Origin of the sequence: Bradyrhizobium sp. URHA0013, assembly GCF_000518345.1 — a bacterium.
Lineage (GTDB): Bacteria > Pseudomonadota > Alphaproteobacteria > Rhizobiales > Xanthobacteraceae > Bradyrhizobium.
Map to the genome: position 1 here is coordinate 1,211,865 of NZ_JADK01000003.1, position 18,769 is coordinate 1,230,633.

Annotated in this window: 20 protein-coding genes and 1 tRNA gene; 8 read left to right on the forward strand and 13 right to left on the reverse strand. The window is 64.5% G+C overall.

Annotation, left to right across the window (positions count from 1 at the left end):
- Nucleotides 1–57 precede the first annotated feature (57 nt).
- Both trxA and N551_RS0105855 read left to right on the forward strand, forming a co-directional pair.
- Complete coding sequence (trxA, locus tag N551_RS0105850; RefSeq protein ID WP_027566157.1) at nucleotides 58–378, forward strand: thioredoxin; 321 nt, start codon at nucleotides 58–60, stop codon at nucleotides 376–378.
- Between the two features lie 141 nt (nucleotides 379–519).
- Entirely contained in the window at nucleotides 520–1,533 is a 1,014-nt protein-coding gene (locus tag N551_RS0105855) for an ATP-dependent DNA ligase (RefSeq protein ID WP_027566158.1), read from the forward strand.
- Between the two features lie 24 nt (nucleotides 1,534–1,557).
- Here N551_RS0105855 and N551_RS0105860 read toward each other — a convergent pair whose 3' ends face one another.
- From N551_RS0105860 to aroA, 12 genes are all read right to left on the reverse strand, one after another.
- Nucleotides 1,558–2,298, reverse strand: coding sequence for a metallophosphoesterase (locus N551_RS0105860; protein ID WP_027566159.1), 741 nt, complete (start codon nucleotides 2,296–2,298; stop codon nucleotides 1,558–1,560).
- A gap of 31 nt (nucleotides 2,299–2,329) precedes the next feature.
- Complete coding sequence (locus tag N551_RS0105865) at nucleotides 2,330–3,673, reverse strand: folylpolyglutamate synthase/dihydrofolate synthase family protein (protein WP_027566160.1); 1,344 nt, start codon at nucleotides 3,671–3,673, stop codon at nucleotides 2,330–2,332.
- Nucleotides 3,670–4,611: an acetyl-CoA carboxylase, carboxyltransferase subunit beta gene (gene accD / locus N551_RS0105870; protein ID WP_027566161.1), complete on the reverse strand. Its 942-nt coding sequence runs from the start codon at nucleotides 4,609–4,611 to the stop codon at nucleotides 3,670–3,672. Before accD ends, N551_RS0105865 begins: the two co-directional genes overlap by 4 nt.
- A gap of 137 nt (nucleotides 4,612–4,748) precedes the next feature.
- Complete coding sequence (gene trpA, locus N551_RS0105875; RefSeq protein ID WP_027566162.1) at nucleotides 4,749–5,585, reverse strand: tryptophan synthase subunit alpha; 837 nt, start codon at nucleotides 5,583–5,585, stop codon at nucleotides 4,749–4,751.
- The gene (gene trpB, locus N551_RS0105880) at nucleotides 5,582–6,799 is read right to left on the reverse strand and encodes a tryptophan synthase subunit beta (RefSeq protein WP_027566163.1); all 1,218 of its coding nucleotides are present in this window, start codon (nucleotides 6,797–6,799) and stop codon (nucleotides 5,582–5,584) included. Before trpB ends, trpA begins: the two co-directional genes overlap by 4 nt.
- Complete coding sequence (locus N551_RS0105885; RefSeq protein ID WP_027566164.1) at nucleotides 6,796–7,467, reverse strand: phosphoribosylanthranilate isomerase; 672 nt, start codon at nucleotides 7,465–7,467, stop codon at nucleotides 6,796–6,798. The genes trpB and N551_RS0105885 overlap by 4 nt, the downstream gene beginning before the upstream one ends.
- 81 nt (nucleotides 7,468–7,548) lie before the next feature.
- Nucleotides 7,549–7,941 (reverse strand): lipopolysaccharide assembly protein LapA domain-containing protein, encoded by a 393-nt coding sequence (locus N551_RS0105890; protein WP_027566165.1) that lies wholly within the window; start codon nucleotides 7,939–7,941, stop codon nucleotides 7,549–7,551.
- Nucleotides 7,942–8,012: 71 nt separating this feature from the next.
- Entirely contained in the window at nucleotides 8,013–8,318 is a 306-nt protein-coding gene (locus tag N551_RS0105895; RefSeq protein WP_007598410.1) for an integration host factor subunit beta, read from the reverse strand.
- Nucleotides 8,319–8,490: 172 nt separating this feature from the next.
- On the reverse strand, nucleotides 8,491–9,471 hold the full coding sequence (gene sppA, locus N551_RS0105900) for a signal peptide peptidase SppA (RefSeq protein WP_027566166.1): 981 nt from the start codon (nucleotides 9,469–9,471) through the stop codon (nucleotides 8,491–8,493).
- Between the two features lie 226 nt (nucleotides 9,472–9,697).
- Nucleotides 9,698–11,404 carry a 30S ribosomal protein S1 gene (gene rpsA / locus N551_RS0105905; protein ID WP_027566167.1) on the reverse strand — a complete coding sequence of 569 codons (1,707 nt, stop codon included), beginning with the start codon at nucleotides 11,402–11,404 and terminating at the stop codon, nucleotides 9,698–9,700.
- Nucleotides 11,405–11,671: 267 nt separating this feature from the next.
- A complete protein-coding gene (gene cmk / locus N551_RS0105910) occupies nucleotides 11,672–12,310 on the reverse strand; it encodes a (d)CMP kinase (RefSeq protein WP_027514724.1) in 639 nt (212 codons plus the stop codon).
- Complete coding sequence (gene aroA / locus N551_RS0105915; protein ID WP_027566168.1) at nucleotides 12,307–13,644, reverse strand: 3-phosphoshikimate 1-carboxyvinyltransferase; 1,338 nt, start codon at nucleotides 13,642–13,644, stop codon at nucleotides 12,307–12,309. Before aroA ends, cmk begins: the two co-directional genes overlap by 4 nt.
- Nucleotides 13,645–13,816: 172 nt before the next feature.
- Between aroA and N551_RS0105920 the strand changes: the two genes are divergently transcribed.
- The 3 genes from N551_RS0105920 to N551_RS0105930 all read left to right on the forward strand — a co-directional run bounded on the left by N551_RS0105920 (nucleotide 13,817) and on the right by N551_RS0105930 (nucleotide 14,747).
- Nucleotides 13,817–14,227 (forward strand): TIGR02300 family protein, encoded by a 411-nt coding sequence (locus tag N551_RS0105920; RefSeq protein WP_007598417.1) that lies wholly within the window; start codon nucleotides 13,817–13,819, stop codon nucleotides 14,225–14,227.
- A 66-nt stretch (nucleotides 14,228–14,293) separates the two neighbouring features.
- Nucleotides 14,294–14,369: transfer RNA gene (locus N551_RS0105925), tRNA-Ala, on the forward strand.
- Between the two features lie 135 nt (nucleotides 14,370–14,504).
- Complete coding sequence (locus N551_RS0105930) at nucleotides 14,505–14,747, forward strand: GIY-YIG nuclease family protein (RefSeq protein ID WP_027566169.1); 243 nt, start codon at nucleotides 14,505–14,507, stop codon at nucleotides 14,745–14,747.
- A 17-nt stretch (nucleotides 14,748–14,764) separates the two neighbouring features.
- Here the strand turns inward: N551_RS0105930 and N551_RS0105935 are convergent, their stop codons facing one another.
- Nucleotides 14,765–15,226: a MarR family winged helix-turn-helix transcriptional regulator gene (locus N551_RS0105935; protein ID WP_027566170.1), complete on the reverse strand. Its 462-nt coding sequence runs from the start codon at nucleotides 15,224–15,226 to the stop codon at nucleotides 14,765–14,767.
- Between the two features lie 154 nt (nucleotides 15,227–15,380).
- Between N551_RS0105935 and N551_RS0105940 the strand changes: the two genes are divergently transcribed.
- The 3 genes from N551_RS0105940 (at nucleotide 15,381) to ugpB (ending at nucleotide 18,734) form a co-directional block, all read left to right on the forward strand.
- Nucleotides 15,381–15,806 carry an organic hydroperoxide resistance protein gene (locus N551_RS0105940; protein ID WP_027566171.1) on the forward strand — a complete coding sequence of 142 codons (426 nt, stop codon included), beginning with the start codon at nucleotides 15,381–15,383 and terminating at the stop codon, nucleotides 15,804–15,806.
- Nucleotides 15,807–15,980: 174 nt separating this feature from the next.
- Nucleotides 15,981–17,198 (forward strand): CaiB/BaiF CoA-transferase family protein, encoded by a 1,218-nt coding sequence (locus N551_RS0105945; protein WP_027566172.1) that lies wholly within the window; start codon nucleotides 15,981–15,983, stop codon nucleotides 17,196–17,198.
- A 219-nt stretch (nucleotides 17,199–17,417) separates the two neighbouring features.
- Complete coding sequence (gene ugpB, locus N551_RS0105950; protein ID WP_027566173.1) at nucleotides 17,418–18,734, forward strand: sn-glycerol-3-phosphate ABC transporter substrate-binding protein UgpB; 1,317 nt, start codon at nucleotides 17,418–17,420, stop codon at nucleotides 18,732–18,734.
- The last annotated feature ends 35 nt before the right edge of the window (nucleotides 18,735–18,769 follow it).

Below are 18,769 nucleotides of genomic sequence, written 5' to 3' on the forward strand. Positions count from 1 at the left end.
GCCATGATCTCGGGCGCGATTCCCGTCGCGCCCTTCTCTCAGGTACGAGGTACTCCCATGGCCGTTGGTAAGGTTTCTGACATCGATTTCGAAGCCGAAGTGCTCAAGGCAAACGGCCCGGTGGTCGTCGATTTCTGGGCCGAATGGTGCGGCCCCTGCCGCATGATCGCACCCGCGCTCGACGAGATCGCCGGCGCGATGGGCGACAAGGTCAAGATCGTGAAGCTCAACGTCGACGAGAGCCCGAAGACGGCGTCGAAATACGGCGTGATGTCGATTCCGACCCTGATGATCTTCAAGGGCGGCGAGATGGCCTCCCGCCAGGTCGGCGCGGCGCCGAAGGCAAAGCTGCAGCAGTGGATCACCTCCGCGGTCTGATCCGCCTCGCACGAAATTATTTTTGGAAACGGCCGGCGAAAGCCGGCCGTTTTGCGTTGATGGGACAGTTCCAGCGTAAGACGAGTCCTGCCTGTGCCTCCCCCTGCAAGACGCGCGCGAAAATCGACATCTCTCGTGGCGATGGAGGCGCGCTCGGTCGATGCGATCCCGCGCGGCAAGGAGTGGCAATACGAGCCGAAATGGGATGGCTTCCGCTGCCTGCTGTCGCGCAACGGCGGCAGCATTGACCTGCGCTCGAAATCCGGCGAAGACCTCGCGCGCTATTTCCCCGAGATCGTCGCCGCAGCGCTGAAGCTGAAGGCGGATCGCTTCACGCTCGACGGCGAGATCGTCGTGCCGCATGGCAAGGGGTTTTCCTTCGACGCGCTGCTGCAACGCATTCACCCTGCGGCGCGCCGTGTGAAGAAGCTCTCGGAGGAAACGCCAGCGCTGTATCTCGGCTTCGATCTGCTTGCGACGACCAGGGAGAAACAGCTTGCCGAGCAGCCGCTGAGCGAACGACGGCCGGCGCTGGAAGCGTTTGCCAAAGCCAATCTGAAAGGCAGCATCTTCCGCCTCTCACCGGCGACGACGAGCTACGCCATTGCGAAAAAGTGGCTGGCGCAATCCGGTGGCGGCTCGGACGGCGTCATCGCCAAGCGCGTCGACCTGCCCTACCAGGCGGGAAATCGCGACGGCATGCAGAAGATCAAGAAATTCCGCAGCGCCGATTGCGTGGTCGGCGGCTTCCGCTATGCCACCAACAAGATCGCCGGCCGCAAGGTGGTCGGGTCGCTGCTGCTCGGACTCTATGACGACGGAGGTCTCCTGCACCATGTCGGTTTCACCTCGGCAATCAAGGCGACGGAAAAGCCTGACCTGACCGATCGGCTGGAGGCGCTGATCGGCGAGCCGGGCTTCACCGGCAACGCGCCGGGCGGGCCGAGCCGCTGGTCCACCGAGCGGTCTGCGAAGTGGTGTCCGCTCAAGCCGAAACTCGTGATCGAGGTCTGCTATGATCATTTCAGCGGCGACCGCTTTCGCCACGGTACCTCGATCCTGCGCTGGCGCCCCGACAAGGCCCCGCGGCAATGCAGCTTCGAGCAGCTGAAGCAGAAGGTGGTGGACCCGATAAAGCTGTTGAAACAGCTGTAGCCGGTAGCCCAGATGGAGCGACAACTATCCGAGCCATCCCGTCGCCAGCGCGTTCGCCAACTCCGGCTGGCCGTTGCGGCGAGCGAGCGCGGCCATCATCTCGTGATCGTAGACGACATGGCGGAACGTGACCTGCCAGGCGCCATCGGTTAGCTCGAGAATCGCATAGCGCGCGTGCGGTGTGCCGGCCTCGACGACATGCGGGAAAGGATGCTTGTCACGAAAACCTGGGCCGCCGACGCTGCCAGGATTGACGATCAGCCTTCCGTCCCGAAGTCGTACGGCACGGGCGAGATGGGTGTGGGCGCACAGGATCAGCGATTGCGCGATACCTTGCGCAAACTCTTCGATGCGATCGAGCGGCGACAGCGCCACCGCGCCGTCGGGATGCACGGCATCGAGCCAATAGACTTCGTCATTGTCGGGCGTCGCATGACACATGAAAACTTGCGCGCAAAACACGCGCGTCATCGGCTGCGCGCGCAGCCAGTCGAGTTGCGCGGCATTGACCGCTGCATGGGCCGGACGATCCCACGAGCCCATCTTCTCCGGGGGACGGTCGAGCAGATAGCGGTCATGATTGCCGAGCACGTGCACGGCGTCGAGCTTCATCAGAATCTCGATCGTGCGGCGCGCATCGAGCGGGCCGCTCAGCATGTCGCCGAGATTGACGATGTCGGAGACGCCTTGCGCGCGGATGTCGGCGAGCACAGCTTCCAGCGCGAGGTAGTTTCCGTGGACGTCGGCAATCGCGGCAAAACGCATGGGTCTTCCTGTAGCCCGGATGGAACGAAGACTATACAGGAGGCGTGCCGTTGATGGCGAGCACGTGGCCGGCGAGATAGAGCGAGCCGGTGATCAGGATGCGCGGCGGCACTTCGTAGGCGAGCTTCGCCAGGGCGCGCAGTGCGGCCTCGACGCCGGGCGCGGGCTCGACGCGCATGCCGAGGCTGCGGGCGGCATCCGTGAGGCGGTCGACCGGCATGGCGTTGTCGGTGTCGGGAATCGGCACCGCGATGATGTGGCGGGTCAGACCGGCGAAATTGGCGAGAAAACTCTGCGCGTCCTTGTTGGCCATCATGCCGGCGATCACGACCAGCGGCCGCGACACCCGCTCTTCGAGATCGCCGAGTGCGGCCGCCGCGACGCGGCCGCCTTCCGCATTGTGGCCGCCGTCGAGCCAGATCTCCGATCCCTGCGGCCCCCAAGCGAGCAGCTCTCCAGACGCAATGCGCTGCATCCGCGCCGGCCACTCCGCACCGACGATCCCGGCCTCGAACGCCGCCTGGTTGACCTTGAAGGCGTTGGTGGCCCGCAACGTCGCGATGGCGAGGCCGGCATTGTCGAACTGGTGGCGCCCGAACAGGCGCGGCGCGGTGAGATCCATCAAGCCGCGCTCATCGGAATAAACCAGCCGCCCGTTTTCGACGTTGACGTGCCAGCTCTCGCCCGCGGCAAACAATGGGGCGCGCATGCGCTTGGCCTGCGCCTCGATCACGGCCATCGCCTCAGCCGGCTGCTCCGCGCAAACGACCGGCACGCCGCGCTTGATGATCGCGGCCTTTTCGCCGGCGATCGAGGTCAAGGTGTCGCCGAGGAAATCCATGTGGTCCATGCTGACAGGCGTGATCACGCAGGCCGCCGGCGCGTCAACCACGTTGGTGGAATCGAGCCGGCCGCCAAGGCCGACCTCCAGCAGAACCACATCGGCCGGGTTCTGCGCGAACAGGTGAAATGCCGCCGCCGTCTTGAGCTCGAACACGGTGGCCGGCTCGCCGGCATTGACACGCTCGACCTGTTCCAGCGCCGCGCGCAATTCGTCGTCGCTGACCAGCACACCGCCACCGACGCGGCCGAGCCGGAAACATTCGTTGATGCGAACGAGATAGGGCGACGTGTAGGCGTGGACGCGCAGGCCGGCGGCCTCCAGCGTCGCGCGCAGATAAGCGAGCGTCGAGCCCTTGCCGTTGGTACCGGCGATGTGGATCACCGGCGGCAGCTTGCGCTCGGGATGACCGAGCCGGTCGAGCAGGCGGTGCATCCGCTCCAGCCCGAGATCGATGCGTTTCTGGTGCAGGGCCGACAGCCGCCCGATCAATTCGTCGAGCGGCGGCTTTGCGCGGTCGGAGGAAGCGTTCACGCGTGCGGCGCGGCCGGCGCCGTTTCGGGAGCCGATACGATCTGCGCCGGACTGACGACCGGCTGCACCGGCTTTGACGCGGTCTCAAGCGCCGGCGCCCTGGTCAACAGTCGGCAGAGCCGCGCCAGGGTCGGACGCAATTCGTGGCGGTGCACGACCAGGTCGATCATGCCGTGCTCCTTGAGGTATTCGGCGCGCTGAAAACCCTCGGGGAGCTTTTCGCGAATGGTCTGCTCGATCACGCGCGCGCCGGCAAAACCGATCAGCGCACCGGGCTCGGCGATCTGCACGTCGCCGAGCATCGCATAGGATGCGGTGACCCCGCCGGTGGTCGGATTGGTCAGCACGACGATGTAGGGCTGTCTTGCTTCACGCAGCATCTGCACCGCGACCGTGGTGCGCGGCATCTGCATCAGCGACAGGATGCCTTCCTGCATGCGCGCGCCACCACTGGCGGCGAACACGATGAAGGGTGACTTCTTCTCGACCGCGAGCTCGAGCCCGCGCACGATGGCTTCGCCCGCGGCCATGCCGAGCGAGCCGCCCATGAAGTCGAAATCCTGCACGGCGACGACGACGGCGGCACCTTCGAGCTTGCCGTAGCCGACCTTGATCGCGTCGTTCAGATTGGTCCGCGCGCGGGCATCCTTGATGCGATCGACGTACTTCTTCTCGTCACGGAACTTGAGCGGATCGGGCGTGACGTCAGGCAGCGCGACGTCGTACCAGGTCTCATTGTCGAAAACCGACTTCAGACGCGCCACCGCGTTCATGCGCATATGGTAGTTCGAGCCGGGAATGACGAACTGGTTGGCTTCGACGTCCTTGTAGAACACGAGCTGTCCGGAATCCGGGCACTTGATCCACAGATTCTCCGGCGTCTCCCGCCGCAGCATGTTGCGGATCTTCGGCCGGACCACATTGGTAAGCCAGTTCATGGTTTGCTCCGATGTGCGATCCCGCCTGGGGACCGCCTGAAGGGATATATGGCGGCCGGGACCCGGCCCGGCAAGCCGCCGTATCGTCCGCCTTGCTCGTCGGACTTGCTCGTCGGATTTGGCAGCGGAATTATGGCCTATTCCGCCGCCTGTTGCGCGCCTTTGACGCCCTGGGCCAGTGCGGCCGTCAGCTCGGCGACGGCGTTGACGGTTTTGCCAGTGGCGTGCCCGTCCGCATCGAGGCTGTTCTTGAGGGCATCGACCAGCGCGGTGCCGACCACGGCGCCATTGGCATGCGAGGCAATGGAGCGGGCGGTCTCCGGTGTACGGATGCCAAAGCCGACGCAGACCGGCAGTTTTGTGTGCCGCTTGATGCGGGCAACTGCCTCGCCGACGGCCGTGGAGTCAGCGGCCGCAGCGCCGGTGATGCCGGTGATCGAAACGTAGTAGACAAAGCCCGAGGTGTTGGCGAGCACCGCCGGCAGACGCTTGTCGTCGGTCGTCGGCGTTGCAAGCCGAATGAAATTGAGGCCGGCCTTCATCGCGGGCAGGCAGAGCTCGTCGTCCTCTTCCGGCGGCAGGTCGACGATGATGAGGCCGTCGATGCCGGCGCTCTTCGCATCGACCAGGAATTTGTCGACGCCATAAATGTAGATCGGGTTGTAGTAGCCCATCAGCACGATCGGCGTGGTGCTGTCGTCCTTGCGGAAGCCGCGCACGAGATCGAGCGTCTTCTTCAGCGTCATGCCGGCCTTGAGCGCGCGCAGGCCTGCCGCCTGGATCGACGGACCGTCGGCCATCGGATCGGTGAAGGGCATGCCGAGCTCGATCACATCGGCGCCCGCTTTCGGTAGCGCCTTGATGATCTCGAGCGAGGTCGCCGGATCGGGATCGCCGGCCATCACGAAAGTGACAAAGGCCGCGCGGCCGGCTTTCTTCAGCTCGGCGAAACGGGTGTCGATACGCGTGGTCACTTGCTCTTGCCCCTCAGGATGTCGCCGACCTGCGGGACGTCCTTGTCGCCGCGGCCGGAGAGGTTGACGACCATCAGGTGATCTTTTGTCCGCTTCGGCGCGAGCTCGATCACCTTGGCGATGGCATGTGCCGGCTCGAGCGCGGGGATGATGCCTTCCAGCTTTGACAGCAACTGGAACGCTGCGAGCGCCTCGTCGTCGGTCGCGGAGAGATAGTTCACGCGGCCGATCTCGTGCAGCCAGGAATGCTCGGGGCCGATGCCGGGATAGTCGAGGCCCGCGGAGATCGAATGCGCGTCCTGGATCTGGCCGTCCGCATCCATCAGGAGATAGGTGCGGTTGCCGTGCAGCACGCCCGGACGGCCGCCGGCGATCGATGCCGCATGCAATTGCGTCAGTCCGTGGCCCGCAGCTTCGACGCCGAAGATCTCGACGGTGGAATCGTCGAGGAACGGATGAAACAGGCCCATCGCGTTGGAGCCGCCGCCGATACAGGCGACCAGCGAATCCGGCAGGCGGCCTTCGATCTCCTGCATCTGCGCCTTGGTCTCGTTGCCGATGATCGACTGGAAGTCGCGCACCAGCGTCGGATAGGGATGCGGACCCGCGACCGTCCCGATGCAGTAAAACGTGTTGTGCACATTGGTGACCCAGTCGCGCAGCGCCTCGTTCATGGCGTCCTTCAGCGTGCGCGTGCCCGACTGCACTGGAATGACCGTTGCGCCCAGCATCTCCATGCGGATGACGTTGGGCTGCTGCCGCTCGACGTCGACGGCGCCCATGTACACGATACATTCGAGGCCGAAGCGCGCGCACAGCGTCGCGGTGGCGACACCGTGCTGGCCGGCGCCGGTCTCGGCGATGATGCGCTTCTTGCCCATGCGTCGCGCCAGCATGATCTGGCCGAGCACGTTGTTCACCTTGTGCGAGCCGGTGTGGTTGAGTTCTTCGCGCTTGAGGTAGATTTTCGCGCCGCCGAGATGCTCGGTCAGACGCTCGGCGAAATAGAGCGGCGAGGGCCGGCCGACATAATTCTTGAGATAGCCGTTCATCTCGGTCTGGAAGGCCGGGTCGGCCTTGGCCTCGGTGTAGGCTTTCTCCAGATCGAGGATCAGCGGCATCAGGGTTTCGGCAACGAAGCGTCCGCCGAAAATGCCGAAATGGCCGCGCTCGTCGGGGCCGCTGCGATAGGAATTGGGTTTTACAACATTCATCGGACGCTCAACTCTTGACTTGCATCTTGGCTTGCGCGCGCGGCGCGAATGAAGGCCTTGATCATCTCGGGGTCTTTCACGCCCGGGGCGCTCTCGACACCGGAGGAGACGTCGACGCCACCGGCCCGGGTGACGCGAACGGCTTCGGCGACGTTGTCGGCGCTGAGGCCGCCCGAGACCATATACGGCACCGCGAGCTCCAGGTTTCCGAGCAGATGCCAATCAAACGGTGCACCGAGGCCGCCCGGCCGCGTTGCGTCCTTCGGTGCGCGCGCATCGAACAGGATGCGTTCGGCAACCTCTGCGTAACCGGGCAGCACGGCGAGATCGGCTGATGTTGCGACCGGCACGACCTTCATCACCGGACGACCGAACCGTTGCCTGATGTCGCGCAGCCGGGCAACGCTCTCCGTGCCATGAAGCTGGAACATGTCCGGCGACAGCGCGTCCATGATGTTGTCGAGCGTGGCATCGTCGGCATCGACGGTGAGCGCCACCTTGAGCGCGCGCCGCTTCACCTGCCGGCCGAGCTCCCGGCCGGCTTCCAGCGACAAATGTCGCGGCGACGGCGGGAAGAACACGAAACCCACCATGTCGGCACCCGCCTCGAGCGCCGTTTCGAGCGTCTCGGGCGTGGACAGGCCGCAGATTTTGACGAGCAAGGACATGTTCTCGACGGATATGGGCTCAAAGCAAATGGAGGCCGCAGGTCCGCGGCCGGAAAACGGGCTTTTCGGTTGCGGCCGCTTCTACAACGTCGCGCGCTGCTTGTCTCGCCCGACGGACCCGTAAAGCCCCACCCCGGAGGGAACGGGGAGGCGCTGGGGCTCGGGCCTTGCTGCGGCAGACTGGGCCCGCAGATCAGCCAGCTCGCCTCGCGCGGCCCGGGCATCCGCGTCATGCCGGCGCGCCGCACGCCGCCAGTGCCGCTGGCCCAACCAGACGGCACAACCACCCGCGACCACCCCGAGCGCAGCCACCACGATCAGGAGGAGGAACAGCGGCAGCGTGACCGAGAATGACGGGTCGTTGGAAACGAAGGGATCGAACGAGACCGTGACGAAATGCCGGTTGGCGACGGCAAAGACCATCAGGATCAGGCCCAGCGGAATCACGACCAGCGCGGTCAGGAATTTTCGCATCACGGCTCGCTCGCCTTGAATCAAGGTTGCGGCCGCATCGCTCGCGACCGCGGGAAACCCTGAGGTGGACCTCAGTCTGGCGCGCCTGGATCCGGATGGTCGCGATTCAGCCGTTCGCGCATTTCCTTGCCGGTCTTGAAGAACGGAACGCTCTTCTGATCGACAGGCACATGGGCGCCCGTGCGCGGATTGCGCCCTGCGCGTGCAGGGCGATGCTTGACCGAGAAGGCACCGAAGCCGCGCAACTCGACGCGATCACCGCGCGCGAGAGCCGCTACGATCTCTTCGAGAATCGCATTCACAATGTTCTCGACATCCCGCTGGTACAGATGCGGGTTGTGCTCGGCGATACGCTGAACAAGTTCGGATTTGATCATCGAGAGATAGGACCCGGGAGCGTGCGGACGACCATTTCCGTGAAAATACCGTGATCTGTCAAGACGCTAAATGAAGGTTGAGCGTCGTGAAAATACGTGACAAATGCCGAAAAAGCAGGCTGGCCCTGCACGCGCCGAACGGGAAAAACCTCTGGGGCTCGCCCGGTTCCGGTCAGTTCGACGCCGCCGGCTGCCACAAGGCGAGCATTCCATCCATTCCGAGCCGATCAACCGCCTGCACGACGCCGGTTTGCGCGATTTGATGCGCAATCGAGCCTAAACCCAGTGCTCCCAGCGTCACTGCGGCCGCCGTCTTGAGGAACGGCAGATCGCTGAAGCGCGGCTGCAGCTTGTAATCGCGCACGGAGAGCCCCTTCTTGACGCCCTTCTGCTCGACCAGCCAGGTCACCGCGGTCTTCTCGTCGCCGATCTGATCGATCAGCTTGAGATCGATGGCCTGGCGTCCGGTGAAGACACGGCCATCAACCACTTTCTCGAGCTGCGTGTCATCCATGCCACGCCGTTCCTTCACCAATCCCTTGAACCAGGCATAGGAATCCTTCACCAGCGCATCGAGCGCCGCCCGTGCCTCCGGGCTGGTCGGCTCGAAACCGTTGGGCGCGGCCTTCAGCGGCGTGGATTTTACCTCCTCCACCTTGACGCCGACGGTCTTCAACAGCTCCGAGACGTTCGGGAATTGGAACAGCACGCCGATCGAGCCGACCAGCGAGCTCTGCTGGGCGATGATGTGATCGCTCGCGATCGCGGTGATGTAGCCGCCGGAGGCGGCGAGGCCTTCGACGACCACGACGAGCGGCTTCTTTGCCTTCAGCCGTACCAGCGAATCATAGAGCTGCTCGGAGCCGGCGGTGGTGCCGCCCGGCGAATTGACGTGAACGATGACGGCGGCAGCCTGCGAATTCTCCAGCCGTTCCAGCGCCTGCGTGCGATCGGAATCACTGCGGATCAGGCCGTCGATCTGGACCCGCGCGATCGAGCCGGCGGACGCGAACGTGCCGCGCGCACCCGGCGTCGCGACCAGCGCGAAACCTGCGATCGCCGCGACCGCGATCAGCGCGGCCAATACGCGCCAGAACGTCAGCTTGCGGCGGATCCTGCGGCGATCGACGATGATGTCCGAATCGAGCGACATCTCAATATCTCCAAATGAAAGGCCAAGCGCGTTGTGCCGTCGCAGCGTCAGCATTGGCTTATCTGGATACATCAATTGCGGCGCAATTAGAAGAAAACAAGGCCGGCTGGCCGGTCTTCCCTGAAGGACTGGGACATTGCCACACGCTCCTCGTCGTCCCGGCGAAGCCCAACAAAAAAGCCCCGGCTTGCGCCGGGGCCTTGATGCAGCGAAACCTGCGTTTCGCTTACTTGGTGTCGCGGTTCTTGAGCGCGGTGCCGAGGATGTCGCCGAGCGTCGCCCCCGAATCGGAGGAGCCGTACTGCGCGATGGCTTCCTTCTCTTCGGCGACTTCGAGCGCCTTGATCGACACCTGGACCTTGCGGGCCTTCTTGTCGAACTGGATCACGCGGGCATCGACCTTCTCGCCGACGGCGAAGCGTTCGGCGCGCTGATCGTTGCGGTCACGGGCGAGCTCCGAGCGCTTCACGAAAGTGGTGAAGTCGGTACCGGTGATCTTCACCTCGATGCCGCTCTCCTTCACTTCGATCACTTCGCAGGTCACGACCGCGCCCTTCTTGACATCGCCCGGCTCGGCGAAGGGGTCGCCTTCGAGCTGCTTGATGCCGAGCGAAATACGCTCCTTCTCGACGTCCACATCGAGCACCACGGCCTTCACCATGTCGCCCTTCTTGTAGTTGTCGATCACCTGCTCGCCCGGCTGCTTCCAGTCGAGGTCGGAGAGATGGACCATGCCGTCGACGTCGCCCTCGAGGCCCAGGAACAGACCGAACTCGGTCTTGTTCTTGACTTCGCCCTCGACCGTCGAACCGGTCGGGTGACCTTCGACGAAGACCTCCCACGGGTTGCGCATGGTCTGCTTGAGGCCGAGCGAGATGCGGCGCTTGACGGAATCCACTTCCAGCACCTGCACTTCGACTTCCTGCGAGGTCGAAACGATCTTGCCGGGGTGCATGTTCTTCTTGGTCCACGACATCTCGGAGACGTGGATCAGGCCTTCGATGCCCGGCTCGAGCTCGACGAACGCGCCGTAGTCGGTGATGTTGGTGACGCGACCGGTGAAGCGGGCACCCAGCGGGTACTTGGCTTCGATGCCCTGCCACGGATCGTCCAACAGCTGCTTCATGCCCAGCGAGATGCGGTGCGTCTCGTGGTTGATCTTGATGATCTTGACCTTCACGGTCTGGCCGATCGAGAGCACTTCGGTCGGATGGTTGACGCGGCGCCACGCGATATCGGTGACGTGCAGCAGACCGTCGATGCCGCCGAGATCAACGAACGCACCGTAATCGGTGATGTTCTTGACCACGCCGTCGATGACCTGACCCTCTTCGAGGTTCTGCACCAGCTCCTGACGCTGCTCGGCGCGAGTCTCTTCGAGAACCGTGCGGCGCGACACGACGATGTTGCCGCGGCGACGGTCCATCTTGAGGATCTGGAACGGCTGCGAGTTGTTCATCAGCGGCGCAACGTCGCGGATCGGACGGATGTCGACCTGCGAACGCGGCAGGAAGGCCACGGCACCGTCGAGGTCGACAGTGAAGCCGCCCTTGACCTGGTTGAAGATGACGCCGTTGACCTTCTCGTTGTTCTGGAAGGCCTTCTCGAGCTTGCCCCAGCTCTCTTCGCGGCGCGCCTTGTCGCGCGACAGCACGGCTTCGCCGAGGGCGTTCTCGATCCGGTCGAGGAACACTTCCACCTCGTCGCCGACCTTGAGCTCGCTGTCGCGGCCGGGGCCGGAAAATTCGCGCAGGGCAACGCGGCCCTCGGTCTTCAGGCCGACGTCGATGACGGCCATGTCCTTTTCGATTGCAACAACCTTGCCCTTGATGACTGAGCTTTCCTGCAGGTTGCCGCCTGCGAAGGACTCGTCGAGCATCGCGGCGAAATCGTCGCGCGACGGGCTATAGGTATCAGCAGAAGTCGAAGCCATTTGTTCTCCAGTTGCGGATGTCATGCCGGCCGTTGGGTTCTTGGGCGCACCGTACGCGCAGTGTCGGAAGGTCCGCAGAACCTTCGAGCGACCGCTCGCTGCTCCGACCTGGAGGGCGGAACAGCGGAAGCGGGCCGGCTGAGGCCCGCGCATTCGATACGTGGAAATCTTTTGTCCGGAACCTGGATCGCGTCGGCCCCAAGCAGGGACCGAGAGTATCGACCTCAAAGAGCGGGAGCGGGCGCTTCCTCCAATGACGGCAGCGGCTTAACCCCGCGACCGGCCCGCTCGGACGGCCTCGATAATGTCGATGGCGGCCCGGACGCCGCCTTCTATATCCAGTTGGGAGTTATCTAGCAAGTAAGCATCCGCGGCCGGCTTCAGGGGCGCGATCGCCCGGTTCTTGTCGCGTTCGTCACGCTGGATGATGTCGGCGAGCACGGCCGCCTCGTCAGCCTCCTCGCCCCGCGCCTTGGCCTCCATGGTCCGGCGGCGGGCGCGGACCTTGGGGTCGGCCACGACGAAGATCTTCACGTCGGCATGGGGGCAGATCACCGTTCCAATATCCCGACCGTCGAGCACGGCGCCGGGCGGATCGGCGGCGAATTGCCGCTGAAAGCTGACCAGGGCCTCGCGCACCCTTGGGATCGCCGAGACGATGGAGGCGCCCTCGCCGGCCTTCTGGGTCTTCAGGGCGGGATTGCCGAACTTCTCGGGATCGAGTTCCAGCGCCGCAGCGACCGCGGCTGCCTCGTCCCGGAGATCATGACCGGACTGCATCAGGGAATAGGCCACCGCGCGATAGATCACGCCGGTGTCAAGATGACGGTAGCCGTAATGGTGGGCAAGACGCTTGCCGAGCGTGCCCTTGCCCGACGCCGCGGGCCCGTCGATGGCGATGATCATGAAAACTCGGCCCCAAGCGAACGCATCATCGGGATGAAATCCGGGAAACTGGTGGCGATGAAGGCGGTGTCATCGACGGTCACCGGCTGGTCCGACGCGCAGCCCATCACCAGCGCGGACATCGCGATGCGATGGTCCATGTGGGTGGCCACAACGCCGCCGCCGGGAACGTGGCCGCGGCCTTCGACGATCAAATCGTCGCCGGAGACCTCGACCTTGACGCCGTTGACGCGGAGCATGGCGGCGGTGGCTTCGAGACGGTCGGATTCCTTGACGCGGAGCTCCTGGAGGCCGCGCATGATGGTCGTGCCCTCGGCGAAGGCGGCCGCCACCGCCAGCACCAGATATTCGTCGATCATCGACGGCGCGCGCTCCGGCGGCACTTCGACACCGCGCAATTTCGAGGCGCGTACGCGCAGCTTCGCCATCGGCTCGCCGGCGTCGCCGCGAACTTCGCTTTCCTCGATCGAGGCACCCATTTCGCGCAGGGTGGTGAAAAGACCGGTGCGCAGCGGATTGGTCATGACATCGGACAGGACGAGGTCGGAACCTTCGACGATCAGCGCAGCAACGATGGGGAACGCCGCCGATGAGGGATCGGCGGGCACGACGACATTGGCGCCATGCAGCTCAGGCTGCCCCACGAGCGTGATACGGCGGCCGTGCTGACCTTCCTGCACCGAGGTGATCTCGGCGCCGAAATGCTTGAGCATCAGTTCGGTGTGGTCGCGACTGGCCTCGGTCTCGATGACGGTCGTGGTGCCCGGCGCGGCCAGACCCGCGAGCAGCACGGCGGATTTGATCTGGGCCGAGGCGACCGGGGTCTTGTAGGTGATCGGCAGCGGATCGCGCGCACCCTGGACGGTCAGCGGCAGGCGGCCGCCCTCGCCGCCGGAGACGACCTTCGCACCCATCTTTTCCAGCGGGTCCAGAATCCGGCGCATGGGCCGGGTGCGCAGCGAGGCATCGCCGTCGAAAATCGCAGAGATCGGGCAGCCGGCGACGGCGCCCATGACGAGCCGGCAGCCGGTGCCGGAGTTGCCGAAATCCAGCGGCACTTTGGGCTCCGCGAAGCCCGCGACACCCACACCGTTCACCTTCCAGGCGAAATCTCCGGTGCGCTCGACCCTGGCGCCAAGCGCCTGCATGGATTTGGCGGTGTTGAGGACGTCCTCGCCCTCCAGGAGGCCCGAAATCCGCGTCTCTCCGACCGCGAGCGCGCCGAGGATGAGGGCACGGTGGGAGATCGACTTGTCTCCGGGCACCCGTACTTTCCCGGTCAGGGGACCGCTGGCGCGCGACTGGAGCGGCGTCGGCTTGTCGGAATCGGTCAAGTTTGTGTCCTTGGATAGGCCCGGAACATCCCTGCGGGACTCGCGGGGCAGGTATCACATGGTCTCCCCGCCGTCACGGGCATGTCGTTCTCCCGCAATGCGCTATTGACAGCGGGCCGCCAACTAGCCAAGTGAAGCACCGCTTTTCAGACATTTCCAGGATTCCTCTGCCGTGGCCAAGTCCGAACTCGGAACTAAACGTATTTGCCCGACCACGGGCAAAAAGTTCTATGACCTCAACAAGAATCCGGTGATCTCGCCCTATACCGGTGAAGTCGTGCCGATCGCGCCCATCGCGCCGGCTCGCGCTCCCCGCGGCGCCGAAGCCCGCCACGCAGCCGCTGCCGCCGACGCCACGCCGGAGCCGGCGGAGGTCGAGGAGGTCTCGCTCGAGGAGGCCGATGCCGAGGAGAACACCGGCAAGGTCAAGGCCGTCGTACCCGAATCCGAGGACGACATCGAAGTCGATGAGACCATCGAGGACGATGACGACGACGATTCGACCTTTATCGCCGACGACGAGGAAGGCGATGAGGACGTGACCGACATCATTGGTGATGTCGGCGGTGACGAAGAGACTTGAGATAATTCCAGAACTGTGGTTCTGGGTCTTTCCCGACGCGTCGCCCAAGGCGCGTCGGACGGTTAAGGGGCCATAGCTCAGCTGGGAGAGCGCTTGCATGGCATGCAAGAGGTCGGCGGTTCGATCCCGCCTGGCTCCACCACGCTTCGCCCTTCGGGCTACGCGTGGCGCAGCCGCGCACAGCCTGAAGGGCGAAGCGTGGTGTCCGGCGAAGCCCGAAGGGCGAAGACGGACTGGTGAGATTCCGACACAGCGGCTGCCCAGGCGATAATCGTCAATGTGGTACGTCTACATCCTCCGCAGCATCGAATTTCCTGAGCAGGAATACGTTGGGGCTACGGAAGATCTGAAGCGCCGGATTCCAGAGCACAATGCTGGCAAATCCACCCACACCGCCAAGTTCAGGCCTTGGAAGCTGATCTGGTACTGCGCCTTCCCTGACAAGCACAAAGCGCTCGCTTTTGAAGCGTACCTGAAGTCTCACTCCGGCCGGGCGTTCACAAAGAAGCGGCTGTCCTAAGCACGCAAACCTAACCCCTACTCCCCAATCACCGCATTCAACCGATCGCGCAGCGCCACGATCTCGTCCTTCATCGCGACCAGTTCCGAGACCGAGCAGTCCGTCGCCGCCAGGATCGATTGCGGCACGGCGCGCGCCTTGTCCTTCAAGGCGTGGCCCTGCGGCGTCAACGCGATCAGCACCTGACGCTCGTCTTCGCTCGAGCGCGTGCGCTTGACGAGGTGGGCCGCCTCGAGCCGCTTGAGCAGCGGCGTCAGCGTGCCCGAATCCAGGTGCAGCTTTTCGCCGATGCTCTTCACCGGCACGTCGTCGCGCTCCCACAGCACCAGCATCACCAGGTATTGCGGATAGGTCAGGCCGAGCCGGTCCAGCAGCGGCTTGTAGACGCGGTTGAAGGCATGCGCGGCCGAATAGACCGCGAAGCAGATCTGGTTATCGAGGCGAAGCGGCGCGTCCGCTGCCGAATGTTTCCGGGGCATCGAGAATCTCACGGGACTTGCTCCATTCTGGGGCCGGCCGGCGGCATATTCAATTGCGAACAATTAAATGTGAGGCACCGTAATTTAAATTGCGCACAATCTAATTGCTTGCGATAAGGATCGCACCCCACCCGAGAAACACAGGGAGACGAAAATGTCAGTGAACGTCCTCTACAAGACCAGCGCAAAGGCCACCGGCGGCCGCGACGGCCATGCCGCGACCCTCGACGGCGCGCTCGACGTCAAGCTCACCACGCCGAAGGAACTCGGCGGCGGCGGCGGTGCCGGCAACAATCCCGAGCAGCTGTTTGCGGCTGGCTATGCCGCCTGCTTCATCGGCGCGATGAAGTTCGTGTCCTCGCAGGGCGGCCCCAAGGTTCCGCCCGACGCCTCCGTGACCTCGACCGTCGGCATCGGCCCGCGCGCGGCCGGCGGCTTCGGTCTCGACATCGACCTTGCCGTCTCGCTGCCGGGCCTCGCCCGCGCAGAAGCTGAGGCGCTGGTCGAGAAGGCGCACCAGGTGTGCCCGTATTCCAACGCGACGCGCGGCAATGTCGACGTTCGCCTGACGGTCGTCTGATCGGGTAGCTGAAGCGGCTGGCCCGGGATCCCCCCCGGGCCGGCCGCTTCCCTTGATTTGCCATCCCGCGGGATTGCGGCGAGCGGCCTGCATGACGCCCCACGCGGGAAGCCATTGCCGGCCCGGACGAACCTCGTTAGGCCTGTGATCACATCGACACAGGGACGCGAACGCATGACTGAAGCCGCCAGTTCTGGAGCTGCCACGGGCGCAATGAGCGGCCTGCGCGTCATCGATCTCACGCGCGTGCTCGGCGGTCCCTATTGCACCCAGATCCTCGCCGACCACGGCGCCGACGTGATCAAGGTCGAGCCGCCCGCAGGTGACGAGGTGCGCGACTGGGGCCCTCCCTTCCACGAAGAAGACGCGGCCTATTTCATCGGCATCAACCGCAACAAGCGCTCGATCGGCCTCGACCTCGCCTCCGAGGGCGGCCGGGCCGTGCTGCTCAAGATGCTGGAGAGCGCCGACGTCCTGATCGAGAACTTCAAGCCGGGCACGCTGGAGAAATGGGGCATCGGGAACGAGGTGCTCAGCAAGAAATTCCCGCGCCTCGTGCATTGCCGGATCTGCGGCTTCGGCGCCGACGGCCCGCGCGGCGGCAACCCCGGCTATGACGCCATCATCCAGGCCATGACCGGCATGATCGCGGCGACCGGCTCGCCCGAGAGCGGACCGATGCGCATCGGCGTGCCGCTGGTCGACATCGGCACCGGCCTCTATGCGGCGATCGGCATCCTGATGGCGCTGTCGGAGCGGCAGCGCTCGGGCCAGGGCCAGTTCCTGGAGACCACGCTGTACGAGACCGGTCTCGCCATCATGCATCCGCACACCGCGAATTATTTCATGCATGGCAAGCCGCCGTCGCTCACCGGCAACGAGCATCCCAACCTCGTGCCCTATGCGATCTTCCCGACCAAGACCGACAACATCTTCATCGGCGTCGGCAATGACGGCACCTTCCGCAAGCTCGCCAAGGAGATCGGCAAGCCCGAGCTCGGCACCGATCCGCGCTTTGCGCGCAACAAGGACCGCATCGCCAATCGCGAGGCACTGCGGGCCGAGCTCGCCGCGGTGTTCTGCCAGCACGAGGCCGAGCCGCTGTGCAATCGCCTGCTCGCCGCGGGCCTGCCCGCAGGCCCCGTGCAGAAGATCGACCAGGCGTTGACCAACCCGCACACGATCGCGCGCGGCGATATCATCGAGAAGGATTGGTACAAGGGCGTGGCATCCCCGATCCGGCTCGATCGCAGCAAGCCGAGCCTGCGGCGCCTGCCGCCGAAATTCAGCCAGCACGCGGCCGAGGTGCTGGGCGAATTCGGCTACTCCAGGTCCGAGATCGACGCGATGGTCGAGCAGGGCACGGTCTGCGGACCCGAGCGCAAGCGCTAGCGCCTCGCCTTCCTCATCCGACGGCAATGCCGCACTGCGGTGCGGGCGCTCTGTGCATCGCGAACGGAGGACGCTGCGCGCGCGGCATTCGCCTATTTGACAGCTTCCCTTTTCCAGCGCTTGCCGCTTTCGTTTCGGCCGCTTACACAGTCATGTGAACGTCATATGGCGCTGCTAGCGCAAGCGATCATTTTTGACGGCCCAAGGGAGGTTTACTTGATGGCTCTTCGACACTTTGGAGCGGCTGCCGCTATTGCACTCACGGTTGGACTATCGGCCTCACCGGCCTTGGCCGTGACCGAAATCCAGTGGTGGCACGCGATGACCGGCGCCAACAACGACGTTATCGTCAAGCTCGCCACCGACTTCAACGCGTCGCAGAGCGACTACAAGGTGATCCCGACCTACAAGGGCAACTATCCCGATACGATGAACGCCGGCATCGCGGCGTTCCGCGCCGGCAACGCCCCGCATATCATGCAGGTGTTCGAAGTCGGCACCGCGACCATGATGGCCGCGACCGGCGCCGTGAAGCCCGTCTACAAGCTGATGGCCGACGCCGGCGAGAAATTCGACCCCAAGATCTACCTGCCCGCCATCACCGGCTATTATTCGACGTCGAAGGGCGAGATGCTGTCCTTCCCCTTCAACTCGTCCTCGACCGTGATGTGGGTCAACCTCGACGAGCTGAAGAAGGCGAACGTCGAGATTCCGAAGACCTGGCCCGAAACGTTCGAGGCCGCCAAGAAGCTGAAGGCTGCCGGTCACGACACCTGCGGCTTCTCGGGCTCCTGGATCACCTGGGTCAATCTCGAGCAGCTCTCGGCGTGGCACAACGTGCCGCTCGCCAGCAAGGCCAACGGCCTCGACGGCTTCGACACCGTGCTCGAGTTCAACGGACCGCTTCAGGTCAAGCATCTCGAAACCCTGGTCGAGCTGCAGAAGACCAAGACCTATGACTACGCCGGCCGCACCAACACCGGCGAGGGTCGCTTCACCTCCGGCGAGTGCCCGATCTACCTGACATCGTCGGCGTTCTTCGGCAACGTCAAGGCGCAGGCCAAGTTCGCCTTCACCGCCGTGCCGATGCCGTATTATCCCGACGTCAAGGGCGCGCCGCAGAACTCGATCATCGGCGGCGCTTCGCTGTGGGTGATGGGCGGCAAGTCGGCCGAGGAATACAAGGGCGTCGCAAAGTTCCTGACCTTCCTCTCGGACACCGATCGCCAGGTCTATATCCACAAGGCCTCGGGCTACCTGCCGATCACCAAGGCGGCCTATGCCAAGGCGAAGGAAGAGGGCTTCTACAAGGATCAGCCCTATCTCGAGACCCCGCTGCTCGAGCTGACCAACAAGGAGCCGACCGAGAACTCCCGCGGCCTGCGCCTCGGCAACATGGTGCAGCTGCGTGACGTCTGGTCGGAAGAGATCGAGCAGGCGCTGGCCGGCAAGAAGACCGCCAAGCAGGCGCTCGATGCCGCCGTCGAGCGCGGCAACACGATGCTGCGGCAGTTCGAAAAGACCGCCGTCAAGTGAGGCAATGAGCGGCAGGCCGCGACCCGGCCTGCCGC

Coding starts and splice junctions, on each gene's coding strand:
- N551_RS0105855 (WP_027566158.1), top strand. CDS start 520: ATGGAGGCGCGCTCGGTCGATGCGATCCCGCGCGGCAAGGAGTGGCAA.
- N551_RS0105935 (WP_027566170.1), bottom strand. CDS start 15,226: ATGCCCCGGAAACATTCGGCAGCGGACGCGCCGCTTCGCCTCGATAAC.
- sppA (WP_027566166.1), bottom strand. CDS start 9,471: ATGTCGCTCGATTCGGACATCATCGTCGATCGCCGCAGGATCCGCCGC.
- rpsA (WP_027566167.1), bottom strand. CDS start 11,404: ATGGCTTCGACTTCTGCTGATACCTATAGCCCGTCGCGCGACGATTTC.
- N551_RS0105940 (WP_027566171.1), top strand. CDS start 15,381: ATGTCAGTGAACGTCCTCTACAAGACCAGCGCAAAGGCCACCGGCGGC.
- N551_RS0105895 (WP_007598410.1), bottom strand. CDS start 8,318: ATGATCAAATCCGAACTTGTTCAGCGTATCGCCGAGCACAACCCGCAT.
- cmk (WP_027514724.1), bottom strand. CDS start 12,310: ATGATCATCGCCATCGACGGGCCCGCGGCGTCGGGCAAGGGCACGCTC.
- trpB (WP_027566163.1), bottom strand. CDS start 6,799: ATGAATGTTGTAAAACCCAATTCCTATCGCAGCGGCCCCGACGAGCGC.
- N551_RS0105885 (WP_027566164.1), bottom strand. CDS start 7,467: ATGTCCTTGCTCGTCAAAATCTGCGGCCTGTCCACGCCCGAGACGCTC.
- N551_RS0105890 (WP_027566165.1), bottom strand. CDS start 7,941: ATGCGAAAATTCCTGACCGCGCTGGTCGTGATTCCGCTGGGCCTGATC.
- accD (WP_027566161.1), bottom strand. CDS start 4,611: ATGAACTGGCTTACCAATGTGGTCCGGCCGAAGATCCGCAACATGCTG.
- ugpB (WP_027566173.1), top strand. CDS start 17,418: ATGGCTCTTCGACACTTTGGAGCGGCTGCCGCTATTGCACTCACGGTT.
- N551_RS0105860 (WP_027566159.1), bottom strand. CDS start 2,298: ATGCGTTTTGCCGCGATTGCCGACGTCCACGGAAACTACCTCGCGCTG.
- trxA (WP_027566157.1), top strand. CDS start 58: ATGGCCGTTGGTAAGGTTTCTGACATCGATTTCGAAGCCGAAGTGCTC.
- N551_RS0105945 (WP_027566172.1), top strand. CDS start 15,981: ATGACTGAAGCCGCCAGTTCTGGAGCTGCCACGGGCGCAATGAGCGGC.
- N551_RS0105930 (WP_027566169.1), top strand. CDS start 14,505: ATGTGGTACGTCTACATCCTCCGCAGCATCGAATTTCCTGAGCAGGAA.